Source organism: Streptomyces sp. NBC_01571 (assembly GCF_026339875.1).
GTDB lineage: Bacteria > Actinomycetota > Actinomycetes > Streptomycetales > Streptomycetaceae > Streptomyces.
On the sequence record NZ_JAPEPZ010000001.1, the window covers coordinates 223,023 to 241,419 of the forward strand.

At 69.6% G+C, this 18,397-nt stretch carries 9 protein-coding genes and 2 pseudogenes; 5 read left to right on the plus strand and 6 right to left on the minus strand.

What is annotated here, in order from left to right:
* Positions 1–110: 110 nt before the first annotated feature.
* The 3 genes from OHB41_RS01065 to OHB41_RS01075 all read right to left on the minus strand — a co-directional run bounded on the left by OHB41_RS01065 (position 111) and on the right by OHB41_RS01075 (position 4,946).
* Positions 111–1,727, minus strand: a complete 1,617-nt coding sequence (locus OHB41_RS01065) for a purple acid phosphatase family protein (protein ID WP_266696058.1) — start codon at positions 1,725–1,727, stop codon at positions 111–113.
* Positions 1,728–2,478: 751 nt separating this feature from the next.
* Positions 2,479–3,714, minus strand: a complete 1,236-nt coding sequence (locus OHB41_RS01070) for a CaiB/BaiF CoA transferase family protein (protein WP_266696059.1) — start codon at positions 3,712–3,714, stop codon at positions 2,479–2,481.
* Positions 3,715–3,719: 5 nt separating this feature from the next.
* Positions 3,720–4,946: an acyl-CoA dehydrogenase family protein gene (locus OHB41_RS01075; protein ID WP_266696060.1), complete on the minus strand. Its 1,227-nt coding sequence runs from the start codon at positions 4,944–4,946 to the stop codon at positions 3,720–3,722.
* Positions 4,947–5,619: 673 nt separating this feature from the next.
* On the opposite strand from OHB41_RS01075, the gene OHB41_RS01080 reads away from it, so the two are divergent.
* Positions 5,620–8,049, plus strand: a complete 2,430-nt coding sequence (locus OHB41_RS01080; protein ID WP_266696061.1) for a carboxypeptidase regulatory-like domain-containing protein — start codon at positions 5,620–5,622, stop codon at positions 8,047–8,049.
* A 512-nt stretch (positions 8,050–8,561) separates the two neighbouring features.
* Entirely contained in the window at positions 8,562–8,948 is a 387-nt protein-coding gene (locus OHB41_RS01085; RefSeq protein ID WP_266696062.1) for a nuclear transport factor 2 family protein, read from the plus strand.
* Positions 8,949–8,997: 49 nt separating this feature from the next.
* Here the strand turns inward: OHB41_RS01085 and OHB41_RS01090 are convergent, their stop codons facing one another.
* Together OHB41_RS01090 and OHB41_RS01095 are read right to left on the minus strand one after the other, a co-directional pair.
* Positions 8,998–11,526 (minus strand): MGH1-like glycoside hydrolase domain-containing protein, encoded by a 2,529-nt coding sequence (locus OHB41_RS01090; RefSeq protein ID WP_266696063.1) that lies wholly within the window; start codon positions 11,524–11,526, stop codon positions 8,998–9,000.
* A 247-nt stretch (positions 11,527–11,773) separates the two neighbouring features.
* A pseudogene (locus OHB41_RS01095) lies at positions 11,774–11,953 on the minus strand (ATP-binding protein); the annotation flags it as partial.
* A gap of 232 nt (positions 11,954–12,185) precedes the next feature.
* On the opposite strand from OHB41_RS01095, the gene OHB41_RS01100 reads away from it, so the two are divergent.
* Entirely contained in the window at positions 12,186–13,517 is a 1,332-nt protein-coding gene (locus OHB41_RS01100; protein WP_266696064.1) for an IS110 family RNA-guided transposase, read from the plus strand.
* Positions 13,518–13,575: 58 nt separating this feature from the next.
* Here OHB41_RS01100 and OHB41_RS01105 read toward each other — a convergent pair whose 3' ends face one another.
* On the minus strand, positions 13,576–15,741 hold the full coding sequence (locus OHB41_RS01105) for a SpoIIE family protein phosphatase (RefSeq protein WP_266696065.1): 2,166 nt from the start codon (positions 15,739–15,741) through the stop codon (positions 13,576–13,578).
* Between the two features lie 334 nt (positions 15,742–16,075).
* Here OHB41_RS01105 and OHB41_RS01110 point away from each other — a divergent pair, with 334 nt between their 5' ends.
* Together OHB41_RS01110 and OHB41_RS01115 are read left to right on the plus strand one after the other, a co-directional pair.
* Positions 16,076–16,519 carry a VOC family protein gene (locus OHB41_RS01110; RefSeq protein ID WP_266696066.1) on the plus strand — a complete coding sequence of 148 codons (444 nt, stop codon included), beginning with the start codon at positions 16,076–16,078 and terminating at the stop codon, positions 16,517–16,519.
* 100 nt (positions 16,520–16,619) lie between these two features.
* Positions 16,620–18,068 (plus strand): annotated as a pseudogene (locus OHB41_RS01115) (dihydrolipoyl dehydrogenase family protein).
* The last annotated feature ends 329 nt before the right edge of the window (positions 18,069–18,397 follow it).

Consider the following 18,397-nt stretch of genomic DNA (forward strand, 5'->3'; position numbering starts at 1 on the left):
ATTTGGTGTTCGAGACCCACATGCCAAGGGCTCCTGGCCGGCAGCACCTGGGGCCGGGACGTCGTCCCGGCCCCAGGCGTTGACGACCTACTGCTGCTGGTCGCGGTGGGTCAGTGCCGGCCGTGGCCGCCGTCGCTACGACGGCGTTGGAGCGTGAACTTCTCGAAGACCGACAGCTCACCTGTAGGCGTGATGATGTTGTAGTAGGTGACGTGGATGCGGGTCATGTCACCGGGGTGACGGCCCGGGTCGACGGCGAACTCGGCGAAGCCGTACGGATGCTCCGCGTCGCGCACGCCGATCCAAACCGCCGTCTCCTTCTCCTTGACCGAGTTGAACTTGCCGACATGCTCCATCTGGACGTATGCCGAGTGATGTCCGTGACCGTCGGCGTCGTCTGTGGTGAAGCTGTTGTTGGTGATGCCGGACACGCCGCCACCGCCGAGGACCATGTGCGTCGTGCCGTGCGCACTGTCGATCACGTCGAGTGCGGTCTGACTCGGGTTGGGTGTGAGGGTGACGCTGCCGGGGACGACGCCACGCACCGCCAACGAGCGCTCGTAGTCGTGCTCGTGGCCACAGACCACCAGGTCGACACCGTACTTGTCGAACAGCGGGCCGTACGCCGCACGCAGCGCGACATCGGCGCCGTTCGCGGCGGTCGCCGAGCTGATCATCACCTGGTGCATGCAGATGACGATCCAGTCGATGTCCTTCGAAGCCCGTGCCGACTTGAGCTCCTTCTCCAGCCAGGCGAGCTGCCGACCGCCGGAGTAGCCGTTGATGTAGATGTCGCCGCCCTCCTGCAGGGCGATGTCGTCGTTCTGCAGGGAGATCACCTTCACCGAGCCGACCGTGAAGGAGTACCAGAGGTTGTCGAGCTCGGGCTGGGTCTCGGTCGAGGGCAGCTCGAAGTAGGTCTGGTACGCGTCGAGACCGAGCTTGCCGTTGCCCAGCTCGATCTCATGGTTGCCCGCGCACGGCATCCACGGACGGAATCGCGCTGAGCGGCTGTTGTTGGTGAGGAAGTCGTGCCAGACGCGAATGCGGTCGGGCCCGGTGTTGGCGTAGCAGAGGTCACCGTTGAGGAGGTGGAACAGCGGGCCGACCTTCTCGACGCCGGTGACGATGTCGGCAGCGGCGGGCGTAGCGTTGGGCTCGAAGTCCCGGCCCGAGGCGTCGGCCGGGTTCGCTCCCGTCTTCCAGGTCACACTGGGCGCACCCTGGTCGCCGAAGCTGGTGAAGGTGAACGGAGCTCGGCCGGACGGCGCCGTGTGGAAGGTGCCGGCGTCGGGGGTGGCGCCGTCGTGCTGGGCCGCGTACAGGTAGTCGGTGTCGGCCCTGAGCTTGCTGATCAGCGCGTGATGGACCCAGACGGTCCGCCCGGAGGTGCCGTCCACGTAGGTCTTCGTCGTCGCGTGCACTGTGGAGCCGAAGCCGCCACTCAGCGTGCCGTAAACGACCCGAGGGTTCTTGACGGCCGCGTCGGTGACCCACGAGACGACCATCTGGCTGCGTGGGTCGGCGCCGAAGGTCAGGTGCAGGCCCTGGACGGGGGTGGTGGCCGAGCCGGTGGTGAGACCGGTGACCTCCGACTTCGCCGGGACCGCCTCGGCGGTTCCGGCGCCGAGGACCAGGGGCCCGGCGGCGGCGCCGGACACTGTCGCGCCGAACAGGCCGAGCGCGTTGCGACGAGAGATTCTGGTTTGCTTGGGTTCTTCGGACATTCCAGGGGCCTTTCGCGTCGTCGGGTGCAGTTGCACACCGACCGGACAGCAGCGCTCCGAACCTGACAGGGGGCTGCGGCAGGTCAGCGGTGCGCGCACTCACGGACGCTAGGAAGCACGGTCGACCGGAGCGGTGAGACAGGTATGAACGCCAGATGACGGTCACCGCAACGATGGCTATTCCCGGCGACCTGGCCCTGTCTTGGCCAATGCCTCGGAGCGGTTGGGGTGTTCGGGCGCGCTCCCGTCGATCGTGATGAAGTCGACGCCGCGAGGCCCGCGCGCCATCTCGTCGGCACACGGTCTCCGCGACGGTTCGATGTCCCGGTGCGGGACGTCACGTCGGCTGGCCGCGTAAAGCTCAACCCGCGATCGCTGCGGCGGCATCGGTACGAAAGACCATGCGAGGCCGGGCGCGAGTGCCAGCAACTGTTGCGCAACCACGACCCGCAGTCCCTCTCCAGGCGCCGCTGGCTGCGCAAGCGAGCCATCCCCACCTCCGGGTGCGCCGGACACGATCCGATGGCGTCCATGACGGAGAGGCTGCGCCGACGGTGGAGAACCACGGACACGTCGGGGGGAAACCGTCGGGAGATGCTTCTCGCCGACTGCGTCGGACGGTACGTGGCCCTCGGTCACCGTTTCGGCTCCGCGGCCGGGGCCGGCCCCGGCCGCGGGGATCAACGAGTTGTGCGCCGTCGTGCGCGCGAGGCCGCCGAATCCCCGGTCGGGAAGCGGCGGAACGTCGTGCTCAAGACGACTGAGCCTCCGCGCCCGTGGTCCCGGGAATCGCTCCCTGGGTGCGCAGTTCGGCGATCTCGGTGGGGTCGAATCCCAGCTGGGTGAGGATCTCGTCGTTGTGCTCGCCCAGGTCCGGTGCCCGCTTCGCCGACGCCTTCGGTACTCCGCGCAGGTTGACGGGACTGCTGATGGTCTCCGCCAGCCCCTCGACCCCTTCCAGGGGCACCACGATGTCGTTGGCGCGCAACTGCGGGTCCTGGGCGGTCTCCTCGGGCGTCTGGATGAGGCTGTATGTGATGCGTTCCCGCCCCAGGACGTCCGTCCAGTGGGCGAAGGGCCGCGACCGGAACTCGGTGTCGAGCATCTCGCTCAGCGCGGCGGCGTTCCGGACGAAGCCCTCGAGATCCGCGAAGCGGGGATCCTCGAGCAGCTCGGGGTGTCCGATGGCCCGTGTCAGCCCCGGCCAGTGCGAGGGCGAGGCGACGAGCATGAACCACTCGCCGTCCGCGGTCCGGTACGGGTTGATCAGCGGGTTCGCGGGCGCCTTCCGGTCGTGCAGCTCGAACGGTGTGCCGCCGGCGAGTGCGCCGGCCACGAGTGTTCCCGTGGCCCAGACCCCGGTGGCGAGCAGCGAGGTTCCGACGTCGGCGCCTTGTCCGGTCCGTTCGCGGCGGTAGAGGGCGGTCGTGATCGCGGCGTAGAGGGCGATCGCGGTCGTGTAGTCGCCGCTGCCCCAGACCGGGACGGTCGGCGGGGCTCCCGCGTCGCGGGTGGAGGCCAGCAGGCCGCTGCGCGACCAGTAGGCGGTCAGGTCGAAGCCCGGCTGCCGTGCGTCGGGGCCGGCGTCCCCGAAGCCGGTGATGTCGGCGTAGACGACCTTCGGGTTCCAGCCCGCGACCTCCTCGTAGCCGAGGTGCAGCTTCTCGCGTGTGCCGTGCGGGAAGTTGGTGATCACCACGTCGGCCCACCGGACGAGTCGCTCGAGGACCTCGACAGCAGCCGGTGACTTCAGGTCGATGACCATGCCCCGCTTGTTGCGGTTGGCGAGGTGCCAGCCGTAGTTGGCCTGGGCCCGCGGACTGGGTGGCACGGAACTCAGCCGCCGTTGGGGGTCGCCCATCCCCGGCGGCTCGATCTTGATGACGTCCGCTCCGAAGTCGGAGAGCATGGTCGCCGCGGCCGGTCCCGCGATGAACGAGGACGCATCGAGGACCTTCAGGCCGGTGAAGACGGATTCGGTGGTCATCGTCATCACTTCACGAAGGCGCTGAGGCCGCCGGTGACGGCGCGTCCGACGATCAGGGTCTGGATCTCCCGCGTGCCCTCGTACGAGTAGAGGGCCTCGGCGTCGGCGACGAAGCGGCCGACCTTGTAGTCGAGGACGATGCCGTTGCCGGCCAGGAGTTCCCTGGCCCAACCCACGTTCTCGCGCATCCGCACGGTGCAGTACGCCTTCGCCAGAGCCGACTGCTCGTCCCGGAAGATCCCGGCGTCCTGCAACTGGGCCAGGCGCGTCACCATCCCGCACGAGGCCGTGGCGTTGCCGAGCATCTTCACGAGCAGGTCCTGCACGAGCTGGAAGCCTCCGATCGGGCGCCCGAACTGCTCGCGTTCCTTCGCGTACTGCAGGGCGATCTCGTAGGCGCCGAACATCACCCCCACCGCCTGCCACGCCACGCCGCTGCGTGTCTGGCGCAGGATGTTGGCGGTGTCCTTGAAGGTGTTCGCGTTCTGCAGCCGGTTGGCCTCGGGAACGCGGCAGCCCTCGAGCACGATGTCGGCGTTCTGCACGATGCGCAGCGCCATCTTGTTCTCGATCTTCGTCGCGGTGAACCCGGGGGTGTCCTTCTCCACGACGAAGCCCAGGACGTGCTGCGTGTCGACATCACGGGCCCAGACGACCACCAGGTCGGCGAACGTCGCGTTTCCGATCCACCGCTTGGCTCCGTCGAGGACCCACTCGTCGCCGTCCCTGCGCGCGGTCGTGCGCAGACCGCCCGCCACGTCGGAACCCCCGTGCGGCTCGGTCAGGGCGAAGGCACCGATCTTCTCGAAGCGGCTCATCGCCGGCAGCCAACGCCTTTTCTGTTCGTCGGAGCCACAGGCGAGGATGGTGCCCATCGCCAGACCCGTGTGCACGCCGGAGAACGTCGCCAAGGACGCGTCGGCATGTGCCAACTCGAGGGCGAGGAAGCCTGAGAAGAGGTTCGTCGGCCTGGATTCCGTGGAGTCCGGGTCGGCCCAGTCCACCAGCCCGAGATTCCCGAAGCCCTCGACCAACTGGAAGGGGAATTCGGCCCGGGCCCAGTAGTCGTCGACGATCGGAGCGGCCTGCGTGCGGAGGAACCCGCGGACGGACTCGATCTTCTCCCGCTCGCTGTCCGTGAGCAGTTCCTCGAAGGCGTAGAAATCGGCGGGCAGCAGTCCTTCGTCCAGGTAGGGACCTGACGGTGTCGGCAATTGCGTGGTGCCGCTCATGGCAATCTCCCTCAAGCGCTGTGGGACATGGCTCGGAGATCCGAGCCCGTCAGTGCTCTGGGCGCCTGGCGCTTCGGTTCTCCGGCGCGATTAAACGCGGATCCCGGACCGATCCCCCGGACCCGCGCCGCGCGGGGGTGCCGTTCTCGCCGCACACCACTCCAGTGGCCCGTCGCCGACTGGTGCCTGGTCCGGTACGAGAACCACGGCCGGGCGACGAAGCGCTGCCGGCCGACCGTGGGCAGCAAGCGCTCGCCATGACCTGCGGTACCCGGAGTCCTCTCAGCGAACCCGCTTGTCAGGGTTGTCGCCGATATGCGTGCCTGCGAAATGCGGCTCTAACAAGTGATGCATTGACACGTCGTCGTCCGGGACTCGTAATTGATCATCGGCGGATGTGAATCCGCGACCGCTGGGCCCGCGTTGGGCCCTTTCATGGATTGGTGAACAGTGTCGACATCACCACCCGCGAGAAGTGCCGCCACCGGCTTCCGCATACTCGGCCGAGGTGTCGTGGCGCTGGGGGCGGCCGCGACCCTCGTACTGCTGGGGGGGGCTGCCTTCGGCGCAGGCGGCCCAGGCCTCCGACTCCCCACACGTTCTCGCCGGGACGCCGGCAGCGGCGACCGCGACGGACGCGAACGGACAGAACACCCCGACCCGGCTCGAGCCCGTGTGCGGGACGCCCGGCAAGGACCGGGCGACCTGCTACGCGATGCGCGCCGCCGACGAGACTCCCGTCATGCGGCTCGGTGCCACGGCCACCCCCGCCGGGCTCGGCCCCCAGGACATCCAGAGCGCCTACAGTCTGCCCGCGGACGGCGGCGCAGGCCAGACGATCGCGATCGTCGACGCGTACGACAACCCCCACGCCGAGGCCGATCTGGCCGTCTACCGCGCGCAGTACGGCCTCCCCGCCTGTACGACCGCCAACGGCTGCTTCAGCAAGGTCGACCAGCGCGGCGGCACCTCCTACCCGCAGCCCAGTGAATCGTGGGCGGGCGAGATCGCCCTCGACCTGGACATGGTCTCCGCATCGGCCCCGGGCGCTCACATCCTCCTCGTCGAGACGGACAACGACGGTCTGGAGAACCTCGCCGCCGGTGTCGACCGCGCCGTCGCCCTCGGCGCCAAGTACGTGTCCAACTCCTATGGCCGGCCGGGTGACTTCGCCTCCGACCTGTCCACCTACGGCGCCTCCTACGACCATCCCGGCGTCGCCGTGGTCGCGGCCACCGGCGACAACCGGTACGGAGTCTCGTTCCCCTCGACGCTGCCCTTCGTGACCGCCGTCGGCGGAACCGCGCTCACTCCCGCGCCGGACACCGCCCGCGGCTGGACGGAGACGGTCTGGGCACGTGACCCCTACGGACCCGGCTCCGGGTGCGCGCAGTACCAGGCGAAGCCCGACTACCAGAAGGACTCCGGGTGCACCGGCCGCAGCGTGTCGGATGTCTCCGCGGTCGCTGACAACGTTGCCGTCTATCTGACGTACGGTGCGGGCGGTGTCGGCTGGCAGCGGTACGGGGGCACCAGCGCCGCCACCCCGCTGATCGCCTCGGTGTACGCGCTCGCGGGCGCCCCTCGCCCCGGCACCTCCCCCGCCTCGTACCCGTACGCGGCCGGCGGCGCCGGGTTGAACGACGTCACCACCGGTACCAACGGCACCTGCACCACCGATTACCTGTGCCATGCCGGTCCCGGTTACGACGGCCCGACCGGCCTCGGCACCCCCGCAGGCCTGGCCGCGTTCCGCAGCGGGCCGCACGGCACGCTGTCGGGCACGGTCAAGGACGCGAAGTCCGGCAAGCCCGTCGCCCACGCGACCGTGGGCTCGGGTCTGGACGTCGCGACGACCGACAGCCGGGGCGCCTACCAGCTGGACCTGCCCGCGGGCACTGTCAAGGACCTCACGGTCCGCGCCTTCGGCTACACCGCCTCGGCCCCCGCCACCCTCACCGTCGCCGACGGCCAGTCCCTGACCCGCGACTTCCGCCTCGCCGCGATCCCGCGCGAGAAGGTCCACGGCACCGTCAAGGACGGCTCCGGCCACGGCTGGCCGCTCTACGCCAAGGTCACGGTGGACGGTTCTCCCGAAGCCCCGGTCTGGACCGACCCCGCCACCGGCGCCTACGCGCTCTCCCTGCCCAAGGGCGCGGACTACGGCCTCGAAGTCGCCGCCGCGCTGCCCGGATACGAGACCGCCGAACAGACCGTCTCTGTCGGCGGACACCCGGTCGGCAGGAACTTCACCCTGGCCGCGGACCCCGATTCCGCCACGGCCGTCGGCTACACCCTGCGACGCGAGGGCACCACGGAGACGTTCGACTCCAACACCTCGGCCCCGCAGGGGTGGACGGTGGCCAACGCCTCCGGGACCGACAACGGCTGGGAGTTCGACGACCCGATCCAGCGCGGCAACGCGACCGGCGGCAGCGGCTCCTTCGCGGTCGTCGAGAGTGACAACTGGCCGATCGGCCCGCACCAGGACAGCCAGTTGATCAGTCCGGTGTACGACTTCTCCGGCAGCGAGTCGGCCGAACTCGACTTCAAGACTGCCTATTTGTACAACCCGAACAACCAGCAGATGAGCGTGGACGTCACCACCGACGGCGGCACCACCTGGCAGACGGCCTGGGCCACCTCCTCCACGAGCGGGGACGGCAGGGACCACCGGACCGTGCACGTCCCACTGCGGGCGTACGCGGGTGACAAGGCGGTCCAACTGCGCTTCCACTTCGTGGCGAACTGGGGCTACTACTGGTCCGTCGACGACGTGTACGTCGGCACGCGCGACCTCGTACCGGTGTCCGGCGGCCTGACCGTCGGCACCGTCCGCGACAGCCGCACGGGCGCGGGCCTGGTCGGCGCCACCGTGGCCGACTCCCGGCAGTCGGACGCCACGACGGTCAGCGTGGCGACGCCGGACGACACGGCCGTCGGCGACGGCTTCTACACCCTGTTCGTCGCCGGCCCGGGCAGGCACACGCTGCGCGTGAGCGCTCCCGGCCACGTCACCGCGTACCGAACGACCAAGGTGCGTGCGGACCGGACGGTCCGCGCGAACCTCCGGCTGAAGGCCGCCCCGGCGACCTCCGGCTGATCCACGTCGCACACGGGTGTCCCCGGCACCACGCCGGACCACGGCCGGGGACACCTCGCCACGCCTGCCCGGACCGAAAAAGGGATTGCGGTCACGGACCGCGGTCGGCCAGATGTAGTCACCGATCCTTCGGCCCGAAGCTGAAGACATGTCAAGAAGACGTATCAAGGGGAGAGGAGGGACAAGCAGATGATCTCCGCGACCACCGCGCTCGTCTCCTCCCGGGGTACGGACAGGATCTGACCTCGGAACGGACGAGCGCCCTTCACTGGAGCATGACTCGACCGTGGACCTGAACAGCCTGACCATACGTCCGATCACCGGACGCGACGAACTGAGCCTCTTCTCCCGGGATCAACATGACCTGGGCCTGATCCGTGGCGGCGAGGCGGCCTCCCACGGGGGCGCCTCGCCCACCCGTGCAGCCGGCCCGGCGACTACGCTGGTTCCCAGGAGGCCGGGACGTCGGAGGGGGAACGCGTCCGATACTTTCTGTGGTCGGAGGAAACCCGATGGGCGACCAGGAGATTCGCGCGGCGCTGGACCGCCACTGGGCGGCGTCCGCCGCGGGGGACCAGGACACCGAGCACGAGATCTATCACGACGACGTGATCACTGATTATCCCCAGTCGGGTGAGCGCATCCACGGTCGCCGCAATCTACAGGCGCTGCGCTCGCACCATCCGGCCGAGCTCACGTTCACCATCCGCCGGATTCTCGGCAGTGGAGACCTCTGGATCACTGAATACGTGATCGATTACGACGGGAAGCCGGCGTCCACCATCAGCATCATGGAATTCCGCGACGGCAAGGTCGTCCACGAGACCCAGTACTTCGCGGATCCGTTCGCTCCACCCGACTGGCGTGCCCAGTGGGTGGAGTCGATGCCCGACTTCTGACGTCTCCCTCCGAACCTCTCGCCTGCCGTGTCCGGTCGTGGTCGTCGGTCTACGGCGTCGCGGCTGACCGCAGGGTCCACAGATGGTCCGCGGTGCCGTTGTCGGAGTACTGGACGACGTCGGCGCTGTCGCTGGTGGACATGCCGGCGACGCCGAGCAGCAGACCGCTGTTCTTGTTGACGATCTTGTACTGGCCGCCGTCGGCGTCGATCAGCCGCCACAAGTGATCGCTGGTGCCGTTGTAGTGGTACTGCTGAACCTGGGCGCTCAGGGCGGTCGATGCGCCCTGCACGGCGAGGAGCAGACCGCTGTTGACATTGACGATCTTGTACCAGCCGCTGCCGGCTTTGACGAGTTTCCACAGGTGGTCCGGGGTGCCCGTGTCCGAGTACTGCTGCACGTCGGCGCTGTCGGAGAGCGAGGCGTGCTCGACAGCGAGGAGTTTGCCGCTGTTGACATTGGCGATCTGGAAGACGGGCGCGGCCCACACCTGGAACTCCGACAGACCCCAACCGGTACCGCCGCCGGCGTTGGGTGCCACGACGCGCAGCCGGCTGGTCGTCAGGGCGGGGAAGGTGATCTCGTTCTCGGCGTTCGCGGTGGGTGCCGCCGGAGAGCGGGTCTGGCCGGGCACGGTGGCCCATGCGGTGCCGGTCCAGTACTGCAGGTCGTAGTCGGCCGGGGTACGCACCCCGCCACCGTCGTCGTAGAAGTACAGCCGCACGTCACCGGTCTTCTGGGCGCGGCCGAAGTCGACGCCGTAGTAGTCGCTGGGGTGGCCGGTGGCGTACGAGGTCCATCGGCTGTTCTCGGGAATGCCCTGCCGGTAGACGATGCCGTCGACGGCGTTCCAGACGTTGTCGTAGCTGGAGGTGTAGGAGGCGAAGGGCTGCGGACCGGACGCGAAGCGCTGCCCGTTGGCGGCTGTGTCCACGGTGGCGTCCGCGCTCGGCGGGGTGTTCGGCGCGCCCACGTCGACCGTGACCGCGCCGAGTTCCGTCCTGGCGGCGACCTGGCTGCCGTCGACGTAGACGTGCAGGCCGGCCCCCTGGCCGTAACGGCTTCCGGTGCGGTCCCACAGTACGGTCACGTTGTGTCCGTGGTACGGGGTGTTCTCCAGCGCGAAGTAGTCCCAGCCGGAGGGTGCGAGCGGTTTGACGACCAGGGTGTCGTCGCTCTGGCCCCGCAGGCCGATGAGTCCGGAGATGACGTTGTCGTTGTAGGTGGAGTGGTTGTAGTCCTCGCTGTGGTTGTTCCCGTCGTAGAGCCAGTTGGCGCTGTCCGGGTCATGGGCCTCGGCGACGTAGGGGGCACCGCCCCGGTACTGGGTGGCGGCATAGGTGTGCAGCAGTCGGACGTAGTCGCTGTTGGAGAACGCCGACTGGGCCGGGTAGTCCTCCAGCAGGTTCGCCGCCGCCGTCAGCGTCTGGGACGTCGCGAACGGCCAGGAGGGGCCGTCCCAGCGGCAGCAACTGCCGGCCTGGTACATGAACCAGGGGCTGCGCCGTTCCACCGTCGTCGGCCCGTAGGGGGCGGCGAACCCGTTGGAGTCCTTGAGTTGGGCGAACGCTCCGGCATTCGCAGCCGGTGCCATGTCGAACATCCAGGGCAGATAGCCCATCAGCTCGCGGCTGCCGGTCTTGCCCAGTGACGGGTTGTTGTCGCGGGCCACACCGTAGTAGAACTGCCGCCCCGCGTCCCACAGATGCGCCTGCACCGCGCTCCGCAGCGCGCCGGCGCGGGCTCGGAAGTCGTCCGCCGTGCCGGTGTCGCCCGCCAGCGCGGCGATGGCGGCGATCGCCCGCGCGTCGCCGTACTGGTAGGCGTTGATCGTCGGCCGGTAGCCATACCCCCCGTGATACGGATCGGCGGACTCGTACGACGAGGCGGAGTACTCCGTCGCGTCCCACACCGGTGCCTGCCAGTACAGACCCAGAGCCGGGTTGAAGTGGTTGCCCCAGCCGTCGTACTGCTTGACGAGCGACGCCAACTGGGACTGCGCGAAGCTCCGGTCCCCGGTGGCCAGCATCTGCTGCCACACCGCGTCGGCCGCCCAGAAGCTGTACTCGTGGGCCCAGTCCGAGGTGTCGGCGTTCACCTGGTCGGTCTGCGGTTTGGAGAACTGTCCCGGGCCCCCGAGCCAGTAGTCGACGACGTCCTTGGCGTACGACTGGTCGCGCAGCCACCGCCCCTCGGTGATCTGGTGGCCGGCCGCGGCCGAGATCCCCCCGTACGGAGCGCCGTAGCCGACCGGCTGGAGGAACTCGCTCGACAGCCAGCCGTACTCCGGCCCGGTGTAGACCAGATGTTCCTTGTAGGTCTGCCAGCGGTAGTAGTACACGTCCCGGATCTGCTGGTCGGGCACGTCCAGGAAGGGGATGTTGGCCTTGAACCAGGCCGGGTCCTGCACGCCCTTCAACAACGCGTCGTGGTCGAGGAACGATGTGCCCGCCGGAGCCGGGGAACCGGACGCGGCCGGAACTCCGGCCGCGGCAGGCGCTGCGCCAGTCCCACCCAGGAGACTGCTGAGCAACGCCACGGCGGCCGCCGCGCCCCACCATCTGCCCAACCTCACCATGACGTACCCCTCCGAGCCTGAACGGTGGCCTGACACGGTCTGCTCACTGACGCCGCACGATGAGCGCCCACCACGGCGGGCAGCCCCTCATCTCTCCCGAACTCCCCTTACAACGTTGTAAAGCGATGGCCTCGTGAACATGACAACATAGGGGTCCGGGGGTGTCCAGAGGCCGCGAGCAACGTGCTCGACTCCCGCGCGTGCCGACCGGCGGACGCTCCTCGGGTCGCGCGGCCGGCTGGCTCGGTCATACGGCTGAGGCGAGTTGCTGCTCGGCCCAGATGGTCTTGCCCCGGTCTTCGTAACGGGTCCCCCACCGCTGTGCGAACTCCGAGACCAGCAGCAGACCGCGGCCGCCTTCGTCGGTGGTGCGGGAGTGCCGCAGGTGGGGGGCGGCGCTGCTGCTGTCGGAGACTTCACAGGTCAGTCCCCCTGATCCCTTTCGGGTACGCCTTGCTGGCGTGAAAACATGATCGCGGTGCCTGCCCGCCGACCCCGATGCTTCGTTGGGACTGTGAGCCCGTAGGTCAGTCTGGCGCCGGGACCGCAGAGGGGCCACGCACTGTTGCCTCCGAGCACGCCGGTCAGATTCTCGCTCCCCCAGCGGTCCCACGGGCAGGCACCGTCCTGTACTGGCACGGTGTGAAGGGGAGGGGTTCATGGCTGAGGCCGAAGACATCGAGGAGATCGAGCAGGCGGTCGAGCTTGTGGAGCGGGTCGCGGCGATCGACATCGCCAAGGCGTCCGGGATGGTGTGCGTGCGCCTGCCGCACGAGGACAGGCCGGGCTTTCGGACCCAGCGCGTCTTCAACACCATCGCGACCAGCGGCGCGATCCTGGACCTGGCCGACCACCTCATCTGCCAGGGCGTCACCCGCGTGGTCATGGAAGCCACATCGACCTACTGGAAGCCGTACTTCTTCCTGTTGGAGTCGCGTGGCCTGGAGTGCTGGCTGGTCAACGCCCGTGACGTCAAGAACGTCCCGGGCCGGCCGAAGACCGACCGCCTGGACGCGGTCTGGCTGGCGAAGCTGGCCGAGCGCGGCATGCTCCGGGCCTCGTTCGTGCCCCCGAAGCCGGTCCGTGAACTGCGCGACCTCACCCGGGCGCGTGCGGTGATGACCCACGAGCGCACCCGCCACAAGCAGCGAACCGAGAAGCTCCTCGAAGACGCCCAGATCAAGCTGTCCACCGTGATCGCCGACATCTTCGGGGTCTCGGGGCGCGCGATGCTGCAGGCACTGATCGCGGGCGAGCGCAGCCCCAAGGCCCTCGCGGACCTGGCCCACGGCACGATCAAGGCCAGTCACACCACCCTCGCCGAAGCCCTGACCGGCCGGTTCGAGGAGCACCACGCATTCATGTGCCGGATACTGCTGGACACCGTCGATTACCTCACCGTGCAGATCGACAAGCTCACCGCCCGGATCACCATCCGCCTGGCCGAACTGTCCACCACCGAGGACGACGAAGGCCCGGGTCAGGGCACGCTGATGCCGATCACCGACGTGGAACGACTCGACGAGATCCCCGGCGTCGGCCCCAGCACCGCTCAGGTGATCCTCGCCGAGACAGGCCTGGACATGACCGTCTTCCCCACCGCCGGCCACCTTGTCTCCTGGGCGAAACTCTCCCCACGCACCATCCAGTCCGGCGGGAAGAACACCTCCGGGCCGACGGGCAAGGGCAATCCCTGGCTCCGGGGAGCCCTGGGCGAGGCGGCGATCTCCGCCGCGCGCACCGACACCTTCCTCGGCGCCCGCTACCGGCGCATCGTCAAACGCCGCGGCCACATGAAAGCCCTGGTCGCGGTCGCCCGCTCGATCCTGGTGTCCGTCTGGCACCTGATGGCCAACCCGACCGCCCGCTACCGCGAACTGGGCGCGGACTTCCATGCCCGCAACCTCGACCCCGCACGCAAGGCCCGCGACCTGGTCCGCCAGCTCAAGGCCCTCGGCCACGACGTCACCCTCGCCCCGGCAGCCGCCTGAACTCCTCCCGACACCCCCGAACACCCCGGAAGAGCCCCCGACAGCCACCGCCGAGGGGCTATCTCGCAGTACCCACCTGACCGTCGAGTTTTCCGGTCAGGGTGCGATCGTAGATCAGCCGTAGTCGTACGGGCGGTTCGGCGTACCGGATGGCGTTGGTGACCAGTTCGCTGACGATGAGTTCGGTGGCGAAGACCTCGTCGTCCAGGGCCCACGCGCCCAGTTGGCCCGAGGCGAGGGTGCGGGCCGTGGCCACGGCTGCGGGGACGGCGGGCAGACTCCAGGTGGCGACGTGGGAGGGGTCGAGGGCCCGGGTGCACGCCACCAGGACCGCCGCGTCCTGCGGGGGGTCGACGGGGATGAGGTTCTCGGCGAGGCTCAGACACAGGTCCTGCGGGGGCTGACGGGACGCGGCGAGCAGTCGCGTGACCTCGACGTGTCCACCATCGTCGCCGAAAGCCTGCACCAGTCCGGCCGTGTACAGCACCAGGCGGGTCTGGTCGGGCACCGTCAGCTCGAACTTGGTGAAGGACGGTCCGGGCCGGCCCAGGGGTGCCCCCACCGGAAGATCGGGGAAGGTGACCGTGCCGTCCGGACGGGCCACGGCCAACCCCGGCCGTCCGGCCGTGGCCATGACGCACTGCCGGGTGACCGGGTTGTAGACGAGGTACAGGCAGGTGGCCCCGGCGGCCTCGCTGCCGGTCGCCGGCTCACTGTTCTCCGCGTCCATCTGGTGAACGACGTCGTCGAGGCGCGCCATGACCTCGTCCGGTGCCAGATCCAGGGCCGCAAGGATGTGCACGGCCGTCCGCAGTCGGCCCATGGTGGCCGCCGTACGCATGCCGCGACCGGGGGCGCTGCCCGTCACCAGGCCCACGCGCGCCCCGGGTTGAGCGATCACGTCGGCCCAGTCGCCGCCCGCGCCGGAGTACACCACATGGTGCGCGGTGCGCACCGAGTGCGGAGCGGGAGGAGCCTGGGGCAGCATGCCACGCTGCAGGGAGAGCACGGCGTTTCGCTCGCGGACGAAGCGGCGGGCGTTGTCCAGGGCGACGGCGGTGCGGCCCGCGAGGTCCTGGGCCAGGGTGAGGTCTTCGTCGCCGAAGGCGCCGCGAGCGCTCCAGCGATAGAAGGCGACGAGACCAAGGACGCTCTCACGCGCGACCAGGGGCACCATCATCAACGTGTGGATCCGCTCCTCCAGGAGCCGCCGGCCACGGACCATGTCATCGCGTATCCAGGCGCTGTCCTCGTCGACCGTACGCACCAGGCACGCCTTGCGGTCGGCCAGGACCCGCATGGCGGCCGCGTCACCGGGATAGTTGCTCGGCTCACCGACCGCGTACACCCCTGGCGTGGCATCCGCGCGGGTGGATCGAGAGGCGGCGCGCTGGAGGGTCCATCCGGCCTCCCCCGGCCCGTGCGGCACCTCGTGTCCGGCAAGCACCGGTTCGAGCAGTTCCACGGCCACGCTGTCGGCCAGCCGGGGAACCACCACCTCAGCCAGTTCCTGCGCGGTGCGCAGCACGTCAAGGGTGGTCCCGATACGGGCGCCTGCCTCGGCCACCAGTGCGAGGCGCTGCTGTGCCCGGTGCCGGTCACTGACGTCGACCACGGTGTCGGCGACGCCCATGATGCGTCCGTCGGGGTCCTGCAGGCGGAACACGGACGCCGAATAGACGTGCTCGTGCTCGGGGTCGCCGGGCGGTCGCCCCCGCTTTTCGAAGGCGATCGCCGGCTCGCCGGTCTCCAGCACCTTGGCCATCACCTGCTCGGCCATCTCGGAACTGAAGCCGGGCCACGCCTCGGTGGGGCGTAGCCCGAGGGCCTCGGTCACCCGCGTGCCCTGCATCCCCTGCGCCGCCGCGTTGTACCGCGTCAGACGCAGCTCCGGATCCAGGACGAACAGGCCGATCGGGGAACGGGTGAACAGCGCCTCCAGCAGTGCCTGGTCGACAGCGGCGGCCGGCTCGGCCGGCGCGGGTGACAGATCGACCCGCCAGCACGCACCGAACTGCAGGTCCTGCTCGGCGCACACACGGATCCGGCAGCCGACCGCGTGCCCGTCCCGGTGTCTGAACGCGGTGTCGCTCGCCCCGAAGTGGCCGGGCGAGGCCGCGGCAAGCAGTTCCGTGACCGACCGGCCGACACCCCACCGCGCCGGGTGGCCCAGCAGTTCCTCGGCTGCCGGGCTCCACCGGACCACCACGCCTACGGCATCCACCAGGAGCGATGCCTGACCGGCCGCGTCAGGCGTACTTCCCGCGGTCCGCGTGCTACCGACTTCCGATCCGTCCATGACCTTCCGCCGTTCTGGGCCCCTCGGCTCGGCCGGTGCCTCCAGTCTCGCGCAGCCGGATCTGCTTCGCGCGGTCTGGGCCGCGAGCGCGCCGAGAAGCGCCCGTGCGGATCGGCTCGCACGGGCCCGCGGCCGATCGGACGCCCGGCGCCTCCGTCACCTGCTTGACCGGTGACGAGCAGCGATGCCATGATCTCACCTGTCTAAACGGTGACGCACCGAGGCCCCGGCCCCCGTCCGCGAAAGAGAAGGCAAAAAAATGGATCTGAAACTCGAAGTCGTCGTGCTGCCCGTCTCCGACGTCGACCGGGCCAAGGCTTTCTACGAGAAGGCCGGCTTCCGCCTGGACGTCGACTACGTCGCCGACGACAGCTACCGCGTGGTGCACCTGACGCCGCCCGGCTCACAGTGCTCGATCCTCTTCGGCACCGGGGTCACCACGGCCGCACCGGGTTCGACGCAGGGCCTGCACCTCGTCGTCACGGACGTCGTGGCGGCCCGCGCCGAGCTCGTCGGCCGAGGTGTCGAGATGAGCGAGATCTTCCACGACGCGGGCGGGGTGTTCCACCGTGGCACGGAAGAAGGCCGGGTCAGTGGCCCCGATCCGCAGCGCGCCAGCTACGGCTCGTTCACCGCCTTCAGCGACCCGGACGGCAACGGATGGGTGCTGCAGGAGGTGACGACCCGGCTGCCCGGCCGGTGACGACACCCCCTCCCCGCCGCACACGCGCCAGAACACCCACGTTCCGGCCCGCCGGTTTCCGACCGGGGCCGGAGCATCCCGACACATGACAGGAACAGTGATGGACGAGGCCTCGCGCACCTACGACGTGGTCGTCATAGGCGGCGGACCGGTCGGCGAGAACGTGGCAGACCGCGCCCGCGCCACCGGGCTCAGTACCGTGATCGTGGAACGCGAACTGCTCGGCGGCGAGTGCTCGTTCTGGGCCTGCGAGCCCAGCAAGGCCCTGCTGCGGCCGGTGGTCGCCCGCGCCGACGCGCGCCGCGTACCGGGGCTGGCCAGGCGGTGCAAGGGCCGCTGGACGTGGACGCGGTCCTCGCACACCGCGACAGGATGGCCGCGTACTGGAAGGACGAGGACCAGGCCGACTGGCTCGGATCCGTGTCCGTCGACCTCGTCCGCGGTCACGGGCGGCTCGCCGGCCCCCGACAGGTGGCGGTGCGGACTCCCGACGGGGGCACCGTGCGACTGACCGCGCGGCACGCCGTCGCGCTCTGCACGGGCACCGGCACCGACCTGCCCGACCTGCCCGGACTTCGACACCGCAGGACCGTGGACCAACCGCGAGGCGACCGCCGCCGGCCGGGTACCGGGCCGCCTGGCCGTGGTGGGCGGCGGTGTGGTCGCCGTAGAACTGGCGACCGCCTGGCAGGCGCTCGGGTCACAGGTGACCCTGCTGGTCCGCGGCGACGGACTGCTGACGAAGATGGAGCCGTTCGCGGGTGAACTGGTCGTGGAAGGCCTCCTCGAAGCCGGCGTCGACATACGGCTGGGAGTCGAGGTCACCTCCGTGGAGCGCCGAAGCGGCACGGACGGCCGAGTACGGCTCAGCCTCGCCGGCGGGGAGGAACTGGCCGCGGACGAGGTCCTGTTCGCCACCGGCCGAGCGCCGCGGACCGCGGACGTCGGCCTGGAGACCGTCGGCCTCGCACCGGGCGACTGGCTCATCGTGAACGACACCTGCCGCGTGACGGACGTCGCCGAAGGCTGGCTCTACGCCGTCGGCGACGTCAACGGGCGGTCTCTGATGACCCACCAGGGCAAGTACCAGGCCCGAACGGCCGGAGCGGCCATCGGCGCGCGCGCCGGGCGAACGCCGGTCGACGACGCCCGCTGGGGCGCACACGCCGCGACCGCCGACCACGTCGCCGTACCTCAAGTCGTGTTCACCAGCCCCGAGATAGCCTCCGTCGGCCTCACCACGCACGAAGCGGAGCGGACCGGACGCCGGGTCGAGGTGGTGGACTACGACCTCGCCGGTCTCGCGGGCGCACAGCAGTACGCCAAGGGCTACCGGGGCCGGGCCCGCATGCTGGTCGACACCGACCGCGGCACCGTGGCCGGCGTCACCTTCGCGGGTCCAGGCGTCGGAGAACTCCTGCACTCGGCCACGATCGCCGTCGCAGGTGAGGTGCCGATCGAACGGCTTTGGCACGCCGTTCCCGCCTTCCCCACCATCAGCGAGGTCTGGCTGAGGCTCCTGGAGACCTACCGGGACACCGCCGGGTAAGCCGGCTCACCCGGCAGTTCTCGTCACCTCCCGTGCGCTGTCCGGGTCTCCGGTCCCGCGCGGCGCCGGGGCTGCGGGGGGGGCGGAGCCGCGGGCGGGGACCGTTCGACGGCCTCGGCCGGACACTCGACGCGGCCGTCACCGCAGACACTTAGTTGACACATAAACTACATGCCTTACGATTGAGGCGGCGAGCAGCGGGCCGCTTCACGGCGGCCCGAGGCGCGCCCGCACCGCCGCACAACCTCGCCCCCTTGATTGACGAATCAAGCATGTATCATAGCGATATACTTGACGTGTCAATTACTTACTTCTGAGTGGTCAGCTGC